The 19,293-nt window shown below is 37.3% G+C and carries 15 protein-coding genes; 9 read left to right on the top strand and 6 right to left on the bottom strand.

Going from position 1 to position 19,293, the window contains the following annotated elements:
• Positions 1–13 precede the first annotated feature (13 nt).
• Positions 14–3,685 (top strand): efflux RND transporter permease subunit, encoded by a 3,672-nt coding sequence (locus KFE94_05780; GenBank protein UTW67619.1) that lies wholly within the window; start codon positions 14–16, stop codon positions 3,683–3,685.
• 70 nt (positions 3,686–3,755) lie between these two features.
• Here KFE94_05780 and KFE94_05775 read toward each other — a convergent pair whose 3' ends face one another.
• Together KFE94_05775 and KFE94_05770 are read right to left on the bottom strand one after the other, a co-directional pair.
• A complete protein-coding gene (locus KFE94_05775) occupies positions 3,756–4,679 on the bottom strand; it encodes an NAD-dependent epimerase/dehydratase family protein (GenBank protein UTW67618.1) in 924 nt (307 codons plus the stop codon).
• 66 nt (positions 4,680–4,745) lie between these two features.
• The gene (locus KFE94_05770; protein UTW67617.1) at positions 4,746–6,188 is read right to left on the bottom strand and encodes an aldehyde dehydrogenase; all 1,443 of its coding nucleotides are present in this window, start codon (positions 6,186–6,188) and stop codon (positions 4,746–4,748) included.
• A 169-nt stretch (positions 6,189–6,357) separates the two neighbouring features.
• On the opposite strand from KFE94_05770, the gene KFE94_05765 reads away from it, so the two are divergent.
• The 3 genes from KFE94_05765 to KFE94_05755 all read left to right on the top strand — a co-directional run bounded on the left by KFE94_05765 (position 6,358) and on the right by KFE94_05755 (position 10,311).
• Positions 6,358–7,677 (top strand): 1-acyl-sn-glycerol-3-phosphate acyltransferase, encoded by a 1,320-nt coding sequence (locus tag KFE94_05765; protein ID UTW67616.1) that lies wholly within the window; start codon positions 6,358–6,360, stop codon positions 7,675–7,677.
• Positions 7,678–7,813: 136 nt separating this feature from the next.
• Positions 7,814–8,845, top strand: a complete 1,032-nt coding sequence (locus KFE94_05760) for a hypothetical protein (GenBank protein ID UTW67615.1) — start codon at positions 7,814–7,816, stop codon at positions 8,843–8,845.
• 110 nt (positions 8,846–8,955) lie between these two features.
• Complete coding sequence (locus KFE94_05755; protein ID UTW67614.1) at positions 8,956–10,311, top strand: O-antigen ligase family protein; 1,356 nt, start codon at positions 8,956–8,958, stop codon at positions 10,309–10,311.
• 29 nt (positions 10,312–10,340) lie between these two features.
• On the opposite strand, the gene KFE94_05750 is transcribed toward KFE94_05755, so the two are convergent.
• The 4 genes from KFE94_05750 to KFE94_05735 form a co-directional block, all read right to left on the bottom strand.
• Complete coding sequence (locus tag KFE94_05750) at positions 10,341–12,461, bottom strand: elongation factor G (protein ID UTW67613.1); 2,121 nt, start codon at positions 12,459–12,461, stop codon at positions 10,341–10,343.
• Positions 12,462–12,639: 178 nt separating this feature from the next.
• Positions 12,640–13,545 (bottom strand): TIGR01777 family oxidoreductase, encoded by a 906-nt coding sequence (locus KFE94_05745; GenBank protein ID UTW67612.1) that lies wholly within the window; start codon positions 13,543–13,545, stop codon positions 12,640–12,642.
• A gap of 10 nt (positions 13,546–13,555) precedes the next feature.
• Positions 13,556–13,915 carry a gliding motility protein GldC gene (gldC, locus tag KFE94_05740; protein ID UTW67611.1) on the bottom strand — a complete coding sequence of 120 codons (360 nt, stop codon included), beginning with the start codon at positions 13,913–13,915 and terminating at the stop codon, positions 13,556–13,558.
• Positions 13,915–14,937 carry a hypothetical protein gene (locus KFE94_05735; GenBank protein UTW67610.1) on the bottom strand — a complete coding sequence of 341 codons (1,023 nt, stop codon included), beginning with the start codon at positions 14,935–14,937 and terminating at the stop codon, positions 13,915–13,917. The genes gldC and KFE94_05735 overlap by 1 nt, the downstream gene beginning before the upstream one ends.
• A 68-nt stretch (positions 14,938–15,005) precedes the next feature.
• Between KFE94_05735 and KFE94_05730 the strand changes: the two genes are divergently transcribed.
• The 5 genes from KFE94_05730 to KFE94_05710 all read left to right on the top strand — a co-directional run bounded on the left by KFE94_05730 (position 15,006) and on the right by KFE94_05710 (position 19,133).
• The gene (locus KFE94_05730) at positions 15,006–15,755 is read left to right on the top strand and encodes a PorT family protein (protein ID UTW67609.1); all 750 of its coding nucleotides are present in this window, start codon (positions 15,006–15,008) and stop codon (positions 15,753–15,755) included.
• Positions 15,756–15,760: 5 nt separating this feature from the next.
• Entirely contained in the window at positions 15,761–16,576 is an 816-nt protein-coding gene (nadE, locus tag KFE94_05725; protein UTW67608.1) for an NAD(+) synthase, read from the top strand.
• 1 nt (position 16,577) lies between these two features.
• Positions 16,578–17,639, top strand: a complete 1,062-nt coding sequence (locus tag KFE94_05720; GenBank protein UTW67607.1) for a hypothetical protein — start codon at positions 16,578–16,580, stop codon at positions 17,637–17,639.
• 97 nt (positions 17,640–17,736) lie between these two features.
• The gene (locus KFE94_05715) at positions 17,737–18,627 is read left to right on the top strand and encodes a DMT family transporter (protein ID UTW67606.1); all 891 of its coding nucleotides are present in this window, start codon (positions 17,737–17,739) and stop codon (positions 18,625–18,627) included.
• Positions 18,628–18,701: 74 nt separating this feature from the next.
• Positions 18,702–19,133 carry a peptidylprolyl isomerase gene (locus tag KFE94_05710; protein ID UTW67605.1) on the top strand — a complete coding sequence of 144 codons (432 nt, stop codon included), beginning with the start codon at positions 18,702–18,704 and terminating at the stop codon, positions 19,131–19,133.
• Positions 19,134–19,293 lie beyond the last annotated feature (160 nt).

Genomic DNA, 19,293 nt, shown 5'->3' with positions numbered 1-19,293 from the left:
CAAATTATTGTATATGAGTAATCAAGAAGAAAAGAAACAGGTAAAACCGTTCGGTATTACCGCGATGTCAATCAAGAACCGTACAACGGTGATGGTATTGACTCTGATTATCTTTTTGGCAGGGTTAGGAGCGTATAACTCTATGCCAAAAGAAGCATTTCCGGAAATTGTAATGCCGGAGATATACATTAGTACAATCTACCCGGGGAATAGTCCATTGGATATTGAGAAACTAATTACCCGTCCGATTGAGAAAGAAGTAAAAGGGATTACCGGAATAGATGAAATTACATCTTCTTCATTGCAAGGTGTTTCTTCAATTAAGATTAAGTTCGATTTTAGTGTAACTCCTGAGCAAGCGTTGCGAAAAGTGAAGGATAAAGTGGATGTGGCTATGGCCGACCCTGATTTCCCTTCTGATTTACCTGCGGATCCAAATGTGTTTGATATGAACTTCTCGGAGTTGATGCCGATTTTGAATATCAATCTATCCGGAGATTTCTCATTAGATATGCTAAACGAATATGCGGAGTATCTGGAGGATAAAATTGAAGACATCCCACAGATTAACGAAGTAGATATTCGAGGAATCAATGATAAGGAGGTTAAAGTAGAGTTGGATCTGCTAAAAATGGAAGCAACCAAGATCAATTTCCAAAATGTAGAGGATGCGATCAACTTTGAAAATATGACTGTTTCTGGTGGTAATGTACTTATCGATGGGTTTAAGCGTTCGATCCGTGTGGTAGGCGAATTTAGTGATTGGCATGACATTCAGGATATTATCGTAGGAAGAGAAAATGGAAACATTGTTTATCTACGTGATATAGGAACAGTTTCTTTCGGTGAGAAAGAGAAAGAAAGTTATGCACGTGAGTATATGAAATCTGTGGTGAGTTTGGATGTGAAGAAGCGTGGAGGAGAAAACTTAATTGAAGCATCTGCAGCAATTAACGAGGTGATTAAAGAAGCACAGAAAAACTACCTTCCTGAAGGATTGAATATTACCATTACGAATGATCAAACAGATCAAACAAAAGACCAGTTGAATGAGTTAGAGAATTCAATCTTATTCGGAATGGTACTGGTAATTGCTGTATTGTTATTCTTCTTAGGTCTGCGTAATGCTCTATTCGTTGGGGTAGCGATTCCATTATCGATGTTATTGTCGTTCTTAATTCTAAGTTCTTTAGGAGTGACCCTAAACATTATGGTATTGTTCTCTCTGGTGTTGGCATTAGGTATGTTGGTGGATAACGGTATTGTGGTAGTTGAAAATATCTATCGTTTGATGGATGAAGGATTACCACCAGCCAAAGCGGCATTAGAAGGAGCAAGTGAAGTGGCGTGGCCGATTATTGCATCTACAGCAACTACTTTAGCCGCATTCGTTCCATTGGCATTGTGGCCGGGAATGATGGGTGAGTTTATGCGTTACTTACCGATTACCCTTATGATTGTACTGAGTTCTTCATTGTTTGTGGCATTGGTCATTAATCCTGTGTTAACGACTTTATTTATGAAAATTCATGAAGAAGATGTGGTATTCTCCAGAAAAGCGTTAATGATATCATACCTTGGGTTGGCTGTAGCATTCTTATTAGGATTACTTCCTGGGATGACTGCAAATAACGTAGAATTTCAAGTAGGTGATATTGTTGGTTTAATTTCCTTTTTACGAGGATTATCATATGTGATCGTTTCAGGAGTCTTATTGTTTGTTATGAGTCGTATGATGTTCTTATCAGTGGATACAGATAAGAAACGAATTTTAATACCTAATTTGATTTTCATGGGAATTTCCCTTGTATATCATTTTACAGGTCAAACGGTAAGTGCGAACTTTATTGGTATTACCGCAACATTCTTAATTGTAAATGCTTATTTGATTTATCCGGCTAGTATTTGGTTTAAAGATGCGTTTATGCCAAGATTAGAGGTGATCTATGATAGATTTATCCGATTCGCATTAAGAGGTAGAAATGCATACAAATTCTTAGGAGGTACATTTGGTATGTTGATCTTATCGATCGTATTCCTGATTGCGTTTATGCCTAAGGTGTTGTTTTTCCCAAACAATGAACCGAAGTATCTCAACATCTTTATTGAAAAACCTATTGGGACTGATATTGAAGAAACCAATAAGTTGACCATGGATTTAGAGAAGAAGGTATTGAATGCGATTAAGAAGTATGAGGAAGTAAATCCAGCAACTGGAAAAGTGGAAAACTATCTGGTATCTTCTGTGATTGCACAAGTAGGAAAAGGGACTTCTGATCCGGCTCAAGGATTTACCGCTGGCTCAACTCCTAATAAAGCAAGAATTACGGTTTCGTTTGTCAAATATACCGAGCGTCATAAGTTTACAGATAAGGAACTGATTAATACCAATGATGTATTATCTGACTTTAGAGAAATGTTTAAAGGCATACCAGGAGTAAAAATTACTGTTGATAAAGATGCGAATGGACCGCCTACTGGGGCACCAATTAACATTGAAATTACAGGTGACGATTATGAACAATTAATCACTGAAGCCAATAAAGTGAAGACATTTATCAATAACGCCAACATTGGAGGTATTGAAGAGTTGAAACTGGATGTGGATCAGGGGAAACCTGAAATGCCAATTAAGATTGATAGAGATAAAGCAAGAAGATTAGGGGTATCTACCGCACAAATTGGGGGCGCTTTAAGAACATCGCTTTTCGGTAAGGAAGTATCTACGTATAAAGATGGAGAGGATGATTATCCGATCAATATCAGATCTGCTAAGATATTCCGTGATAATCCGGATGCGTTGATCAATCAGAGAATTACGTTTAAGAATATGAATAACGGTAAGATCATTCAAATTCCAATTTCATCTTTGATTGATGTGCAAAAGACATCAACGTTTAGTGCAGTGAAACGTAAGGATTTGAATAGAATTATTACTATTTCTTCTAATGTTCTTGAAGGGTACAATCCAACGGAAGTGGTAAATGAAATTAAAGCGACTTTAAATTCATACGATTTCCCAGCAGAGAATACCTATAAGTTTACTGGGCAACAAGAGGAACAGGCTAAGGAGATGGCATTCTTGAGTAATGCACTTTTAATTGCATTTTTATTGATAATCTTCATCATTGTTCTTCAATTTAATGCGACTTCAACTCCTGTGATTATCGGTACTTCTGTATTGTTCTCATTGATTGGGGTATTATTGGGTCTGGTAATCTTCCAAATGGATTTCGTTGTGATCATGACCATGATTGGTATCATTTCACTGGCCGGAATTGTGGTAAACAATGCGATTGTATTGATAGATTATACCAATATTATCGTGGATCGTAAGAAGAAAGAGCAAGGATTGTCTTTAGATGAGAAATTACCTTTTGCTGATTTCGTTGAAGCGATTGAAGAAGGTGGTAAAACGCGTTTACGTCCGGTATTGTTGACAGCAATTACCACAGTATTGGGATTATTACCATTAGCGGTTGGATTGAACGTGGACTTCTTTGGATTCTTTACGGAGTTAGATCCACATATCTATGTAGGTGGTGAGAACGTACAATTCTGGGGACCTATGTCATGGACAATTATCTTCGGATTGACGTTTGCGACTTTCTTGACATTAGTCATTGTACCTGTAATGTACTTTATCGTAAATAGATTGAAATATCGTATTGCAAATGCGTTATAGAAATCAGAATATATTCAATAAAAAAGGCGCTCATTGAGCGCCTTTTTTATTGAATTATTTTTTTAAATGCTTAAATATGAGCCAACATTTCTGTTACTAATTCTGTGGTGCCATATTGATGTTTCCACCCCCAGTCGGCACGCGCAGGAGCGTCATCAATGCTTTGTGGCCATGATGCAGCAATAGCATCTCTTTCATCCGGTTTATAAGAAATCGTAAAACCCTCTTTTTGCTCAGCAATTTCATTGGCCAATTCCGCAGGAGAAAATGAAGCTGCCGATAAATTATAACTTGATCTGACTTTGATATTTTCAGAAGGTGCCTCCATGATTTCAATAGTAGCTCTAACCGCATCTTCCATCATCATCATAGGTAAACTCGCATTTTTATTCAAAAAACACTCATATGAGTTGGTTTTGCGTGCATGATAAAAAATATCTACAGCATAATCGGTTGTTCCCCCTCCAGGAAGAGATTTCCATCCGATAAGTCCAGGGTAACGTACACTACGTACATCAACACCAAACTTCTCAAAATAATACTCGTTCCAACGCTCTCCAGCTTGTTTAGAAATTCCATATACGGTATTTGGATCCATCACAGTATCCTGTGGCGTATTTTGTTTTGGTGTTGTAGGCCCGAAAACAGCAATAGAGCTTGGCCAGAAGATTTTATCTAATTTGCCTTCCTTGGCAATGTTTAAAATATTGAAATGACCATCCATATTTAATTTCCAAGCATATTCCAGATGCTTTTCAGCAGTAGCAGATAGCAATGCGGCAAGATTAAATACATTTCGAATTTGATGCTTCTCTATAATCTGGCGAAGAGCAGCGTCATCTAAAACATCTAGTTTTTCATAGATTCCGGTTCCTCCTTCATCTTTAATATCTGCAGCGATCACAGAAGATGCTCCATATTTAGCTCTCAAGGTTTCCACAAGTTCACTTCCTACTTGACCTAAAGCGCCAATAACCAGTATATTCCCTTCCATATTATGATTCCGTTTTCGTGGTGAAAATAATGCCGTCAAATGTACTTCAAAATCTATTTGAAGAAGTTAAAATTTAATACAAACATTTTTAGGTTCTGTGAAAAATTTCAGGGCTTCAAAACCACCTTCTCGACCTACTCCAGAATTCTTAACGCCACCAAATGGAGTTCTTAAATCGCGTACTAACCAGCAATTGATCCACACGATTCCCGCTTCTACTTTGCTAGCTACGCGATGTGCACGTTTGAGATTTTCTGTCCAAATGGTAGAAGATAATCCGTATTCTACACTGTTGGCCATCATCAACACTTCATCTTCGGTGTCAAATGGAGTAATGGTAACGACCGGCCCAAAAATTTCTTCTTGATTGGTTCTACAGGTGTAGGCCAAACCTTCGATAATCGTTGGTGCGATATAATAACCATCCGCATATTCTCCGTTCATTTGAACCTGATGTCCTCCAGCCAATACTTTACCACCTTCTTCTTTTGCAAGTTCGATGTAAGAAAGTACCTTTTCCATATGTGGTTTTGATACTACTGCGCCTAATTTGGCATCCGGATCATTCGGGTAACTTACTTTCATATTTTGAACACGTTCTACAAAAGCATCTCTGAATTTTTCATAGATCGGTCTTTCTACAAAAATTCTCGATCCACATAAACAAATTTGTCCCTGGTTCGCAAATGAAGAGCGAACTGTAGTTTTTAATGCTTCGTCAAAGTCTGCATCAGCAAAAATGATATTTGGATTTTTTCCTCCTAATTCTAAAGATAGTTTTTTGAATTTTGGAGCTGCTATGGATGCAATATGTGCTCCGGTTTTAGTCCCACCAGTAAAACTGATAGCTTTGATATGATCGTTTTGTGAAATTGCTTCTCCAACTTTATGTCCTAAACCATGTACAATGTTTAAAACACCTGGAGGCATTCCGGCTTCAATACAAATTTCTGAAAGCAGATAAGCTGTCATCGGAGTTACTTCAGATGGTTTGGCAACCACACAGTTTCCGGCAGCCAGGGCCGGAGCAATTTTCCAGGTAAATAGATATAGTGGTAGATTCCAGGGAGAAATACATCCTACAACTCCTAAAGGATGTCTGGTGGTATAGTTCATTGCCACGCCTTCCATTTCATGCGATTCAGATGCAAAGTGTAATATACCGGTAGCAAAAAAGTGAAAGTTATCTCTGGCGCGAGGAATATCTACTGCAGTCGCCAGTTTTAAAGGTTTCCCATTATCTCTACTTTCCGCAGCAGCCAATTCGGGAAGTCTTTCTTCAATGAGTTGTGCTACTTTTAGCATTACATTGGATCTAAATTCTTTTGGTTTAGATCCCCACGATTCAAACGCATCTTTTGCAGCTTTTACGGCCAATTCGATATCACGTTCATCAGAATCCGGAATGAGTGAATAGACTTGTCCGGTAGCAGGTTCAATATTATCAATATATAAATCACTGCTTGGAGCTATGAGTTCACCATTAATATAATTTTGAATTTTTTGCATCCTCTTTTGTTTTCATTTGTATGGCTGTAAAAGTAGTATTTCAACATGGATTTCATCAGTGCACAGCTAAGATTATATTAGATTTAAATAACATTTCCCTAAAGATGGATTCCTTAATTTAGCGAATTCAAATTCTTTGCGAATGCTCTATGTTGTTTTAAAATACCTGATGCGATTAACCCTAAAATCGTATTTCAAAGTTTTGAAGGTAACCGGGAAAGAAAATATCCCGAATGATGGACCGATTATTTTTGTGGCAAATCATCCTAGCACTTTGATGGATCCGGTGGTTATTGGTGCGATCGTTCGACCACAATTGTACTTTTTGGCTGCAGCTGAATTTATGGGAAAAGGAATCGTGACCTGGTTGATGCAAAAGTTGTTTAACATGATTCCGATATATCGCCCAAACACGTTACCCGATAAATCCGCAAAGAATGGTGATGTATTTGAAAAGTGTTTTACGCATTTGTCAAATAACGGATCAATTTTGATTTTTCCGGAAGGGAGCTCGATTACGGAGAAAAAGCTGCGACCATTAAAAACTGGAGTAGCTAGAATTGCATTTGGAGCAGAAAAACGGCATGATGTGCAGGTGCAAATTATTCCAATAGGCTTGAATTATTCTGACCCGCATTCTTTTCAATCAGAATTATATGTGCGAATAGGAAAGCCTATTTTAACATTAGATATTGATTCTCTTCAATTAGAAGATGAATTTGAAAAAGCGAAAGCTTTAACTCAAATTATTGAAGATAGATTGAAGGAGAATCTAATTCATTTGGAAGACGAAAAATTAGAAGCACTTTTTGAAAAGGTAAGAAGAGTTTCTGCACATGAATTACGTGTGTCTAATGATCAAAAACTGGGGTTAGAAGATAAGTTTAAATTAGATCAGGAAATACAGGATGGCATGGCATATTATGCGAATAAACATCCTGAGGTATTGGAAATAATCACTCGAAATTTAGATAATTATATTCGAAGATCAGATTTTTATGGGGTTAGTGATTCTACCATATCCAGAGGAGTAGGACAAATAAGTTGGTACGACTATATGAGAATCATTTTAGGCATTCCGGTATTTGTATTTGGGTTTCTGGCGAATAGTTTACCCTATTACGCAACGATTTGGATTTTTAGAAGGTTTAAGATTGATCCATCATTTCATGGCTCTATTGGAATGAGTATTGGGATGGTCTTGTATTTAATCTGGTATATTGGATGGGGTGTATATGCCTCCAGCTTTATCGGATATTGGTGGTTTGGGTTTTTGTTGATTTCGGTAGTTTATCTGGCTGGTAGGTTTACATTAAAATATTTGAGTTTGATTTTTCAAATGCGTCAACAGGGCAAATTGAATCGATTGCTGCGTAAGGATAGAAACGTATTAAAGGCTTTGTTTGAGGAGCGTAATGAAATCATCAGGGAGATTGTGATGTATTCTGAAAAATATAAATCGGAACTAGAGCAAATGAATGCGGTTTAGAATTGTTTTGTATTTGACATAGTGGGTGATTTTTAATTATTTAAAAACAAATAAGCCAAAATATCAGAAGGCTTATTTCGTTACACGTATTTATTTACATTTGGCAACTATTATTCGCAGAAATAAATACAATTAAATGTCTGAAAACAATTCTACTCGGGAAAGCGATTTTTCATCATCAAGTTTACTGTTCTTTTTATTAAAATGGAGAAAGCCATTGATCATTGTAATGGCAGTAACCGCAGTGGCTTCAGCTGTAGTTTCTTTGATGATTACACCAAAGTTTTTGTCTACCGCGATATTCTTCCCGGCAAATAACTCATCATTATCTAAAGGTTTGATGACTGAGGATGCGCAGGGTAAGAATGACTTATCAAAATTTGGAGAGGAAGAGCAAGCGGAAGCGATGCTTCAGATTTTGAATAGTGATAAAATTCGTTGGAGACTTTGGGCAAAGTATAACATGATGGAGCACTACGAAATTGACCCAGGTGAAGAATATGCTCAAACAAAATTATCAAAGACCTGGGAAAACAACGTAAGCTTTAAAAGAACAGAGTTTAACTCCATTCGAATTGATGTACTGGATACTGATAAAGATTTGGCGGCTACTTTGGCGAATGAGATTGCAGCGTTGGTAGATACCATGCGTAACGAAATGATCCATGCCAGAGCGCAAGAAGCATACAAGATTATGGACGAAGAGTACAACAGTATGGTAGGTTACATGAAACAATTGGATGACTCATTGACGGTACTTAGAAAGAAAGGTGTTCAAGATTATGAGAAGCAGATTGAGATGATTACCGGGGTGTATTATCAGGCTTTGGCTGAGAATAATACGCGTGCCGTAAATCAGTTACAAATGCAGTTAGATACTCTTGCGAAATACGGTTCAGCTTCAAAATCGATGACAGAAAATCTGGAGTTTTTGAGAGAGCGTTTGGTTTTATTGAAAGGTAAATATGATGAGATTAAAGTAGATGCAACTAAAGATTTAACCTGGAAATTCGTGGTAAACGAAGCTGTACCAGCTGAAAAGAAAGCGTATCCAATCAGATGGTTAATTGTTTTGGTTTCAACATTAGCATCTTTGTTATTGGCAGTATTAGTAATCATCGGTGTTGAAAATTACAACCGCTATGCTGCGCAACTTAAAAATGAATAGAAGTAACCTTTCATTTGGAAGACAAACTATCATATAAGTTATTTTACCAGATTCTTGGGGCATTTGCAATTATTAATGCCCTGTTTATCTATTTTGAAATATTTTATTTCATGGCGGTGCCTGTGGCATTAGCCATTATTGCAATCGCATTGTTTAAATTGGATTGGCTCTTGATGCTGATCTTCTTTTTGGTTCCGGTTTCATTAACTTTAGAAGAAGTTGGAATGGGGATGGGGCTCACATTGCCCACGGAACCTTTACTCTTTGGAGCCATGCTCGTATTTATTCTGAAAAATTTGTTTACGGGAGATTACGATGGTAGAATTTTAAAAAATCCGATTTCCATATCCATTATTGTCATGTTGATGTGGATGTTTATTTCATTTCTTTTTAGCAGACTTCCGGTCGTTTCATTGAAGTTCTTTATTGCCAAATTATGGTTTATTGTACCGTTCTTTTTTGCAGGCGTATTGTTGTTTAAGAATCGAAAGAATGTGATTAAACTGACCTGGTTGTTTGCAGTTCCGATGTCTGGTGTAATCATTTACACTATTATCAGACAATATGTGAGAGGGTTTGATATGCAAGCTGCACACTGGGTAATGCAGCCTTTTTTTAGCGATCATACTTCTTATGGGGCCATGATGGCATTTTTTATTCCATCGATGTTTGCACATATCAGTAGTTTAAAATGGGAAATTAATACGAAGATTTTAGCTGGAGTATTAACCGCTATTTTTATGATTGGTACCGTATTATCGTATACGCGTGCGGCATGGGTGAGTTTGGTTGCTGCAGTAGCATTATTTGCTTTAATTAAGTTGCGTATCAGATGGTGGATAGTTGGATTATCCGGAGTCACAATAGTGGCACTACTATTTATGTTTTGGGTACCGATTATGCATAAGCTGGAAAAAAACCGTCAGGATTCTTCTGGAGATTTAGCTGAACACGTAGAGTCAATGAGTAATGTCGCTACGGATGCGAGTAACCTGGAGCGTCTGAATAGATGGAGTGCTGCGTTTCAAATGTTTTATGAAAGTCCGGTGGTGGGTACAGGACCGGGGACGTATGCATTTTTATATGCACCATATCAATTAAGTTCAAATCTAACTGTGATTTCTACCAATTTCGGTGATTTGGGAAATGCGCATTCGGAATATTTTGGACCACTGGCCGAACAGGGTGTTCCGGGACTGGCGATATGGTTAGTGTTGATATTCTTTATTTATTATCGAGGAGTGACGACTTATTATAGATTGGAACAAAAAGAAAACAAAGGTTTAATGATGGGGACGTTGTTGGGTTTGACCACTTATCTGGTACACGGAATCTTGAACAATTTCTTAGATGTGGATAAGGCAGCAGTTCCTTTTTGGGCGTTTGTAGCGATTATCGTAGCTATGGATGTATACTACGAACGTAACCCAGATTCTTCGCAAAAGAAAAGCCTCCCCAATATTTGAGAAGGCTTCGAATTTGAGATATTTTAAATTTATGCGTGTTCCATAAATTTCTCAGCTAACTTCTTTTGTTCATCACCTGGTACTGGGGCATATTCTAAGAATGTACTTGTAAAACTGGCCATACCATGAGTGAGCGATCTTAATGCAGTACTGTATTTATTTAATTCAGCCAAAGGCACATGAGATTGAATAATTTGATTTTTCCCTTTGGACTCAATTCCCATTATGATTGCACGTCTACTTTGTAAATCAGTCATTACTTCCCCAACCACATCTTCCGGAGCTGTTACCGTTACTTTATAGATTGGTTCTAAAATTTTAGGAGCAGCATCTCTGAAAGCATCCTGAAAAGCATGTGAACCTGCGATCTTGAAAGAGATTTCATTTGAGTCTACAGAGTGCATTTTACCATCATATACGATAACGCGAACGTCACGAACATAAGAACCGGTAATTGGACCTTCTTCCATTTTTTCCATAATCCCTTTCTGAATTGCTGGTAAGAATCGAGCATCAATTACACCTCCCACAATAGATTTTACAAAATGTAATTTTCCACCCCATGGGAGATCCACCAGTTCCTCACCTCTTACCGGATGATGTGTTGGTTTTTCCATACCTTCATACCATGGTTCAATTTCCATATGTACTTCAGCAAATTGACCGGAGCCACCTGATTGTTTTTTATGCTTGTAATAAGCAGTTGCACTTTTTTGGATGGTTTCGCGATACGGAATTTTGGGATCTTCGAATCGGATATCCATGCCATAGATATTTTCCATGTTCCATTTGATCACTGATAGATGGAGTTCTCCCTGACAATGGATGATCAATTGTTTCAGTTCTACAGATTGATCATAAATAACAGTAGGGTCTTCTTGAGATAACTTTTTGAGGACCTCACCAATTTTTTCATCATCCTTACGCGTATTGGCTACTACAGCCGTTCTGATTCTTGGTGCCGGGAAATTAATAGGCTTCAGACCAACATTATCATTTTTAGAACTTAAAGTATGGTTGGTATCAGAATTCTTTAATTTTAAGGTGGCTCCGATATCCCCTACCACCAATTGATCTACTGCATGACGCTCGTGACCATCCATGATATAAAGTTGGTTCAGATGTTCGTTTTCGCCTGTTGTATGATTGATTAGGTGGTCTCCTTGTTTCACAGAACCTGAGATCACTTTAAAGAATGAGATCTTACCCAAATTAGGTTCGATAAGAGTTTTAAAAATAAAAAGTACCGGAGGGCCGTCTAATTTGTATTGTATTTCATGTCCGTCATCTGTTTGCTCAGGGTGCATATCAATGGCGGATGGCGCCACATTATCAATAAAGCCCATTAAACGTCCTGAACCCATATCTTTTTTGGCGGACAAGCAGAATACCGGGAAGACATCATGATTACGCATGCCGAGTTTTAAACCTTCTCTCAACTCATCCTCAGATAGATTCCCTTTTTCAAAATAAAGTTCCATTAAAGCTTCATCATTTTCAGCAGCTTTTTCAACCAGTTCATTATGTAGTTTGTTCGCTTTATCCAGTTCAGATTCCGGAATTTCTAATTTTTCGGGTTTTCCTCCATCCGGACCAAACTTGTAAAGTTTCATCTTTAGTAAATCCACTATTTGATGGAATCCATTTCCTTCATCAATAGGATATTGCATCTGAGTTACAGCATTTCCATAATGTTCTTTTAGAGACTCTAAAGACATTTCGAAATCCGCTTTTTCGTGGTCCAATTGGTTGATTGCAAAAATGAGAGGTTTGTTATAATGCGAAACATGATTCCAGATGAGATCTGTACCGACTTCAACTCCATGTTGTGCATTGATCAGCATTAAACTGGTGTTAGCTACGCGAAGGGATGCGACTACCTCACCTACGAAATCATCTAATCCCGGAGTGTCTATAATGTTAATCTTATAATTTCTCCATTCAGTATGCAATGGTGTGGCAAATACAGAACTTTGTCTTTCCTTTTCAATTTCGTGGTAATCCGAAACTGTATTTTTATCTTCAATCGTACCTCTACGAGAAATTAATCCGGCTTCAAACAACATGGTCTCTGCAAGAGTTGTCTTGCCGGATTTCGAGCTTCCAAGTAATACCAGATTTTTAATGTGTTTTTCATCAAATACTTTCATCACCGTATAATTTTATATGAATATCTTAGAAAACTAGTTTCTAGTGTTTTATTAAAAATTTTAAAGTATAAAACTAGAAAATATTCATACGGCATTTGATGACCTTGACAGGGTCAGATAAATGATAGATGTTAGGGCTAAAATTTAATTTTTTTTATATTTTATCGTTCTACTGAATTTAGCTTAACAGGTCGTCAAGGGCAGCCTTTAATTCTGGATATTTAAAGGAAAAACCAGTAGATTTTATTTTTTCAGAAGAAGCCCGGCTGCCATATAAAAGTAGTTTGGCCATATCGCCAAATATCATTTTTAATACAAATGCAGGCACCGGAGGGAGCCAGATTGGTCTGTTGAGTTTTTGGGCAATTGTTTTGGTAAATGATCTGTTGGTATGATGTTCGGGTGCGCTTGCATTATACGCACCATGTAGATGTGTATTTTGGATGGCATCCAAATACATTTGACACAGATCATCAATGTGAATCCAGGGGATGAATTGCTTTCCCGAGCCTAGTGGAGAGCCTATTCCGGCTTGAATGGGTTGAGTCATTTTTTGAAGTGCACCACCTTTTGAGGTTAGTACGATTCCGGTTCGAAGTTGGACTGTTCGAATGCGCGGATCGTAAACTTGTGTTGCCGCATTTTCCCATTTAGCACATACATCTCCAAGAAAATCATCAGCGGGAGAATCAGATTCTTTATAGATATGTGAATCGGTAATCATCCCATAATATCCAACCGCAGAAGCGGAAATAAAAGCAGAAGGACTCAAGTTCAATTCTTTGATCTTTTTCTGTAAGAACAAGGTCGATTGAACTCTGGAATCCAGTATAAGTTTTTTGCGACTATCCGACCATCTTTGACCGGCAATATTTGCTCCCGCGAGATGTATGATGTAATCACTATTTTGTAAAGCGGTTTCATCAATTTCCTGTTTTTTCCAGTTCCAGTAAAAAACAGGAAATTCTGACTTGTTATGCTTAATCTGACTTAGTATGGCCACATGGTACCCGGATTGTTTTAAAAAATGGCAAAGATGTTTGCCAATTAAACCCGTACCTCCGGTGACTAAGACAGTTTTCATAAAGTATTGATTATTTTGGATCCGGTAAAGAATCCGGACTTTTTGGTTTTTGAACTACACCAAGAGTTTCTCCCATATATCTTCCAAAATCTCTCATGTCTTCAGCTTCTTCTCTTAAGCCTGTGGCTTTTTCAAAAGTATCGGCCATGGTCATGATGTTTTGATAAGTAAACATCTTCATTTCGTCTACGGTAAATTCTTTGGTCCAAAGGTCAATACGCAAAGCGCTCTGCGACTCTGGATCCCAAACAGACAGAAATGAAGCACTTACCGAACCATTATTTTGGCTATCGGTAGCAGACCAATCTATTTGTTCCGGAATGTGATTCTCATCTAAAGAGACCTCAATTTTTATTTCTGATTTTTTCATTATCTCGGTTTGTATTTAGATTGACGCAACAAGCTTTGTGCGTCTTCCATTTTCATTAGTTCTTCTATTGTTGTTTCAGGATGTTCATCCATATATTTTCTCACGATTTGCCATCCCATCCAGTACCCTATTTGTGCAGGAGATTCCTTTGGGAAACCCGGAGAAAAAGGACCGGGTCCGGTAAGTGCACGAATGACATTTACATCTGTACTATACAGTTGTTGTTCCTCAATCATTTTTGCCCAAATGGTGGCTTCATTTTCTTTACACCATTGAATTTCATTAGCGGTAAAACCGATCTTGTAATGGTCGGAAGCAAATGGGAATAAGGCATCCATAAAGTACATGGATTTTCCGAAATTTACCATTTGTGATAAGACTTCGTCTTTTTTGTTTTCAGGTTCAAACTCACTTAAAACCCATCCACGGAGCATATCATAAACCATATAATCCGGAGTCGACTTTTTTCGGATGTATTCCGGAATTCCGGCAAGTTGATAGATTTTATTAGAGTCTCCCAGGTATAAGTCCAACCCGACTCCTAAGACAGAGTCTGTAACTACAATGTTGTTAGAAATACCCGTGACCATACTAACTACCACAGGGATTTCTTTTTCCGGGAAATAATATTGATAATAGCTAAATGCTTTCTCTACATCTGATTGGATAGCAGAGATATCATGGAAATTGCTATCAACTGTTCGGTATAGTTGATGAATGTCTTTATGGATTAGAAAACGGACGGCTCTTTCTTTAAATACAGGAGTAGAAACATTTCCAAATTTCATCACTCTCCCGGCATATAGACGATAAAAACTACCATAAACTTTTAGGAGAGAATCATTATAAGACTCAAAATTTGAATGAGTCACTAAACCGGTAAAATCCGTTTCCAAATGTAACCAGTTTATGTTTGTTGTTTGACCGGATAAATCCACATCAAATTTGTTCTCTTCGCAGGAACTCAATCCAATGATAAGGAACAATAGACTATTGAAAATGTATGAAAATTTATACTTCATTGGTTGGGAATATATCCTACTTTTATCGCTTTATTTGGCAAATCTATAAAACAGGATAAGGTAACGTTATGCGAGATTTAAAATTTTATGTTATAGGCTTATTAATTTTAGTGGCCAACCAAAATTCGATTGCCCAGGGAGATAAAAAAGTAGGTTTAGCTTTTACAGTTTCCCCATCTGCAAGTTGGTTGGCTCCAACAAATACCGGGTATAGTTCTGAGGGGTCTAGAGCAGGAATTAAGTATGGTTTACTCATGGACTTTAGATTGTTTGGTGACGATAATTATAGTCTCGCGTCAGGATTTACGATGAATCATTTAGGAGGGAAATTATCAGAACCTACCTATGTGACGAATAGTAATGGAAATGTAATTGCAGCTAGAAATATGTCAACGTATAAATTGACGTATATCGATGTGCCTTTTGCGATTAGGCTTAAAACCAATGAAATTGGATATAATATTTTCTATGGTTTATTTGGAACGGAGTTAGGTTTTAATGTGAATGCCAAAAAAGAATACAATACAAGTTACAGCGGGACGACAAATGCAACAGTTACAGAGGATGTTTCGGGAGACGTTAACTTGTTTAGAACTTCTATGATTTTTGGTGCAGGAATCGAAAGAAATATATCAGGTGATGCTTATTACCGAATTGGAATCACTTATCACAATGGTCTAAATAATATCATGAAAGGCAAAGCGTATGCAGTGGATGGTAATGGAAATACCATTGTAGAAAACAACGAAGCGCAAGAGGATAAAGATTTATCTACCAAGTTAAAATTTATTGAACTGAATTTAGCGATTGTATTTTAAGTATTATGGAGTACGCTAAGATCATAGATCATATCGTTGGGTGGTTAAAAGACTATACGGAATCTTCAAGAACCAATGGATTTGTAATTGGAGTATCAGGAGGTATTGATAGTGCTCTTACCAGTACATTATGCGCGTTAACCGGCAAGAAAACGATTTTGGTGGAGATGCCGATTCATCAGGATGAATCTCAGGTGTCAAGAGGGAAGAAGCACATTTCTTTTTTGGTTGAAAAATATCCAAATTGTTCTTCGTTAGAACTGAACATGACTGATACCTATGATGTATTTTTAGCTGAGTTAAGATCAAATATTGATTTGAATCGTTCGGAAGAAATCAAGAATTTAACCCTCGGGAATTCCAGAGCCAGATTGCGTATGTCTGCATTATATGCTGTGGCAGGGATTGAGGGATTACTGGTTGCTGGTACTGGAAATAAAGTAGAAGATTTTGGAGTAGGTTTCTTTACCAAATATGGAGATGGAGGAGTGGATATTTCTCCCATTGCGGATTTGTTTAAAACCGAAGTTTATGCTCTGGCAAAATATCTGAACGTTAATCAAAATATATTAGAAGCGCCACCCACCGATGGTTTATGGGATGATGGCAGAACAGATGAGGATCAAATCGGAGCGACTTACGCAGAGTTGGAAGCAGCGATGCGAAAGCATGAAACATTAGGAGATTCGTTAGATCAAATTCAATTCTTGTCAGAAAGAGAGCGTGAAGTTTGGGAGATATATTTCAGTCGTTGGAAGGCCAATCAACATAAAATGAATCCAATTCCGGTATGCGAAATTCCGGAGGACTTAAAGGAATAATATGAAACAATCTTTACGTCATTCATATCTTCTTTCTTCGAAAATAGATTGGTTGACTATTGGGGGATTATCGGTAGTTATATTACCCATTTTTCTTTTTTTTATTTCAAATGATGCCGGGTTATCGGACCAAGTTGGCATTTCGCTATACATTGTTGCTTTTGTAGTTAATTATCCCCACTTTACCGTATCATATCAACTTTTATATAGTGATTACAGACATCTTTTGCTCAAAGATTATCGGTTTATCTGGGCGGGGATTGTTGTCCCAGTTTTGCTTCTATTGTATATCATTTGGTCCATGGTGGAGCAAAGTCCAGATATGTTGGCCTATTTCGTGGAGTTTATGTTTGTCATTGTGGGGTGGCATTATACCAAGCAGGCCTATGGCGCAGTGATGGTGACCTCGAGTATGAAGAAATACTTTTATAGCCATTGGGAAAGATGGGCTCTAAAAGTGAATATGTATGCTTTATGGATTACGTCATTTTTGTCATTTAATATTGGTGAAAATTCCGGTTTGGAATATTGGGGAATTCCATATGAGTCGCTGAATTTTCCAAAGTATAGTATTTACATCTCATATGGAGTTACGGCAGTGACATTAATGGTTTTTGGCCTATTGATGCTTCGAAGAATTTTGAAAACTAAAGAATGGCCTCCATTCATTTCCATTATTAGTTTCTTGTCTATTTATGCCTGGTTTCTTCCTATCTTGTATGACCCGGTGTATAATCTAGCGGTGCCGTTTTTCCATTCTATTCAGTATTTCACCTTTGTGATCGCGCTAAAAAAGAACGAGATCACAGCGCAAATTGAAAATAAAAATCATGTGGCTAAATGGGTGGTGGCTTATATCGCATTTGCTGTGCTAACAGGAGTTGTTTTCTTCGAGGCATTACCGCGCGTAATGGATGTTACGATTCCATATAATCATGATCTTTTTGGACAAGGCCTGTTTTTGTTTTTGTTCTCTGTGTTTATCAATATTCATCACTATTTTATTGATAACGTGATTTGGCGGGCAGATAATGAAAAAGTGCATCGCTATCTTTTTACCTAACACCTTTCAGACGCATAGTTTTTCCTATGGGGGAAATTGCTTTTTTTAATTTGGAAAATCAGAGGCAAACTTAGAATTCGGAGTACATTTGCCGCCAATGCAAAGAATCAATTTTAAATCTCGGCCGGTTCAAATTGCCACACTGGCTTTTCTCTCTATTATTTGGGGGAGTTCGTTTATTTTAATGAAACGTGGTTTAGAAGTATTTCCGGCTGATGAAATTGCGGCTTTGAGGATGTTTTTGGTATTTGCGGTTTTATTGCCCAGTACGATTCAACATTTTTCAGCATTAAAGCCGAGCAATAGATGGTGGTTTTTTGCCGTGGGGATTTTCGGAAGTGCATTACCGTACTTTTTATTTGTTACGGCTCAAACCGAGATCAGTAGTTCATTAAGTGGAATATTAAATTCTTTGACTCCCTTATTTACTCTGATAATTGCAGTTTTCTTTTTTAAGCAAAAAGTAAGACGGATCAGTATGATCGGAGTAAGCCTGGGTTTAATTGGGGCTGTAGGGCTGATTTATTTCTCGGCAGAACATAAAGTTGCGCAGAGTTTTACGATATTCATGATACTCCCGATCATTGCTTCGGCCTCGTATGGGATTAATGTAAATATCATTAAAACTTACCTTCAAAATATTAATCCTGTTGCGGTTACTGCCTGGTCGTTTGCCATGATTGGTCCATTGGCGGGAATCTATTTATTTGGAATTTCTGATTTTGTATCGAATATTCAGAAACCAGGTGGTATAGAAAGCTTTGGCTATATTGCTATTCTTGCGGTTGTAGGAACAGCAATAGCAGTGTTGGTATTCAATATGCTGATTAAACATACCACGGCTTTATTTGCTTCTTCGGTTACTTATTTAATTCCAATTATAGCCATCTTATGGGGAATCCTGGATGGAGAAGAATTTAACATGATCCAATTGGTATTTGTGTTTGTGATTTTGGGAGGAATTAGTCTGATAAAAAGTTCTAAATAGTTTTTGTTCAGCTGATTTCCCTTGATTTATACTTGTTATAACTTTATTACTTTTGGCGGCCTAAAAATAAATGTATGACAACTGGAACTATTAAAACTGAAAAGGGCGATATGAAAGTAGAATTCTACGATAATGATGCGCCAAATACAGTAGCCAACTTTGTGAAACTAGCCAAAGATGGTTTTTACAACGGATTAAATTTTCACCGTGTTATTCCTGATTTTGTAATTCAAGGAGGATGTCCTGAAGGAACAGGAGTAGGTGGTCCTGGATATCAAATTGATTGTGAATTAACAGGCGATAATCAATACCATGATAGAGGAGTTTTATCTATGGCACATGCAGGTAGAAATACCGGAGGTTCGCAATTCTTCATTTGTCATAGTAGAAATAATACTTCACATTTAGATCGCCAACATACTTGTTTTGGAAAAGTAGTAGAAGGTTTAGATGTAATTGATGATATTCGTCAGGGAGACAAAATCAACGAAATTGTAATCGACTAATTAATCGATTAAATAGAACAAAAAAGCCAATGGGTAACCATTGGCTTTTTTTATTTTCAATGAAATTTTCGTGTCAAATTTTCCTACTTGAAATCATCCGCTGATAAGCTTTAACGACCTTTTAACATAAGACTTAAAATTCTACCCAACCAATAGGGTA

It is taken from the genome of bacterium SCSIO 12643, assembly GCA_024398135.1.
In the GTDB taxonomy this organism is placed as follows: Bacteria; Bacteroidota; Bacteroidia; order Flavobacteriales_G; family Salibacteraceae; genus CAJXZP01.
Note: the sequence above shows the minus strand (reverse complement) of the source record. Positions and strands in the feature narration are given on the sequence as shown.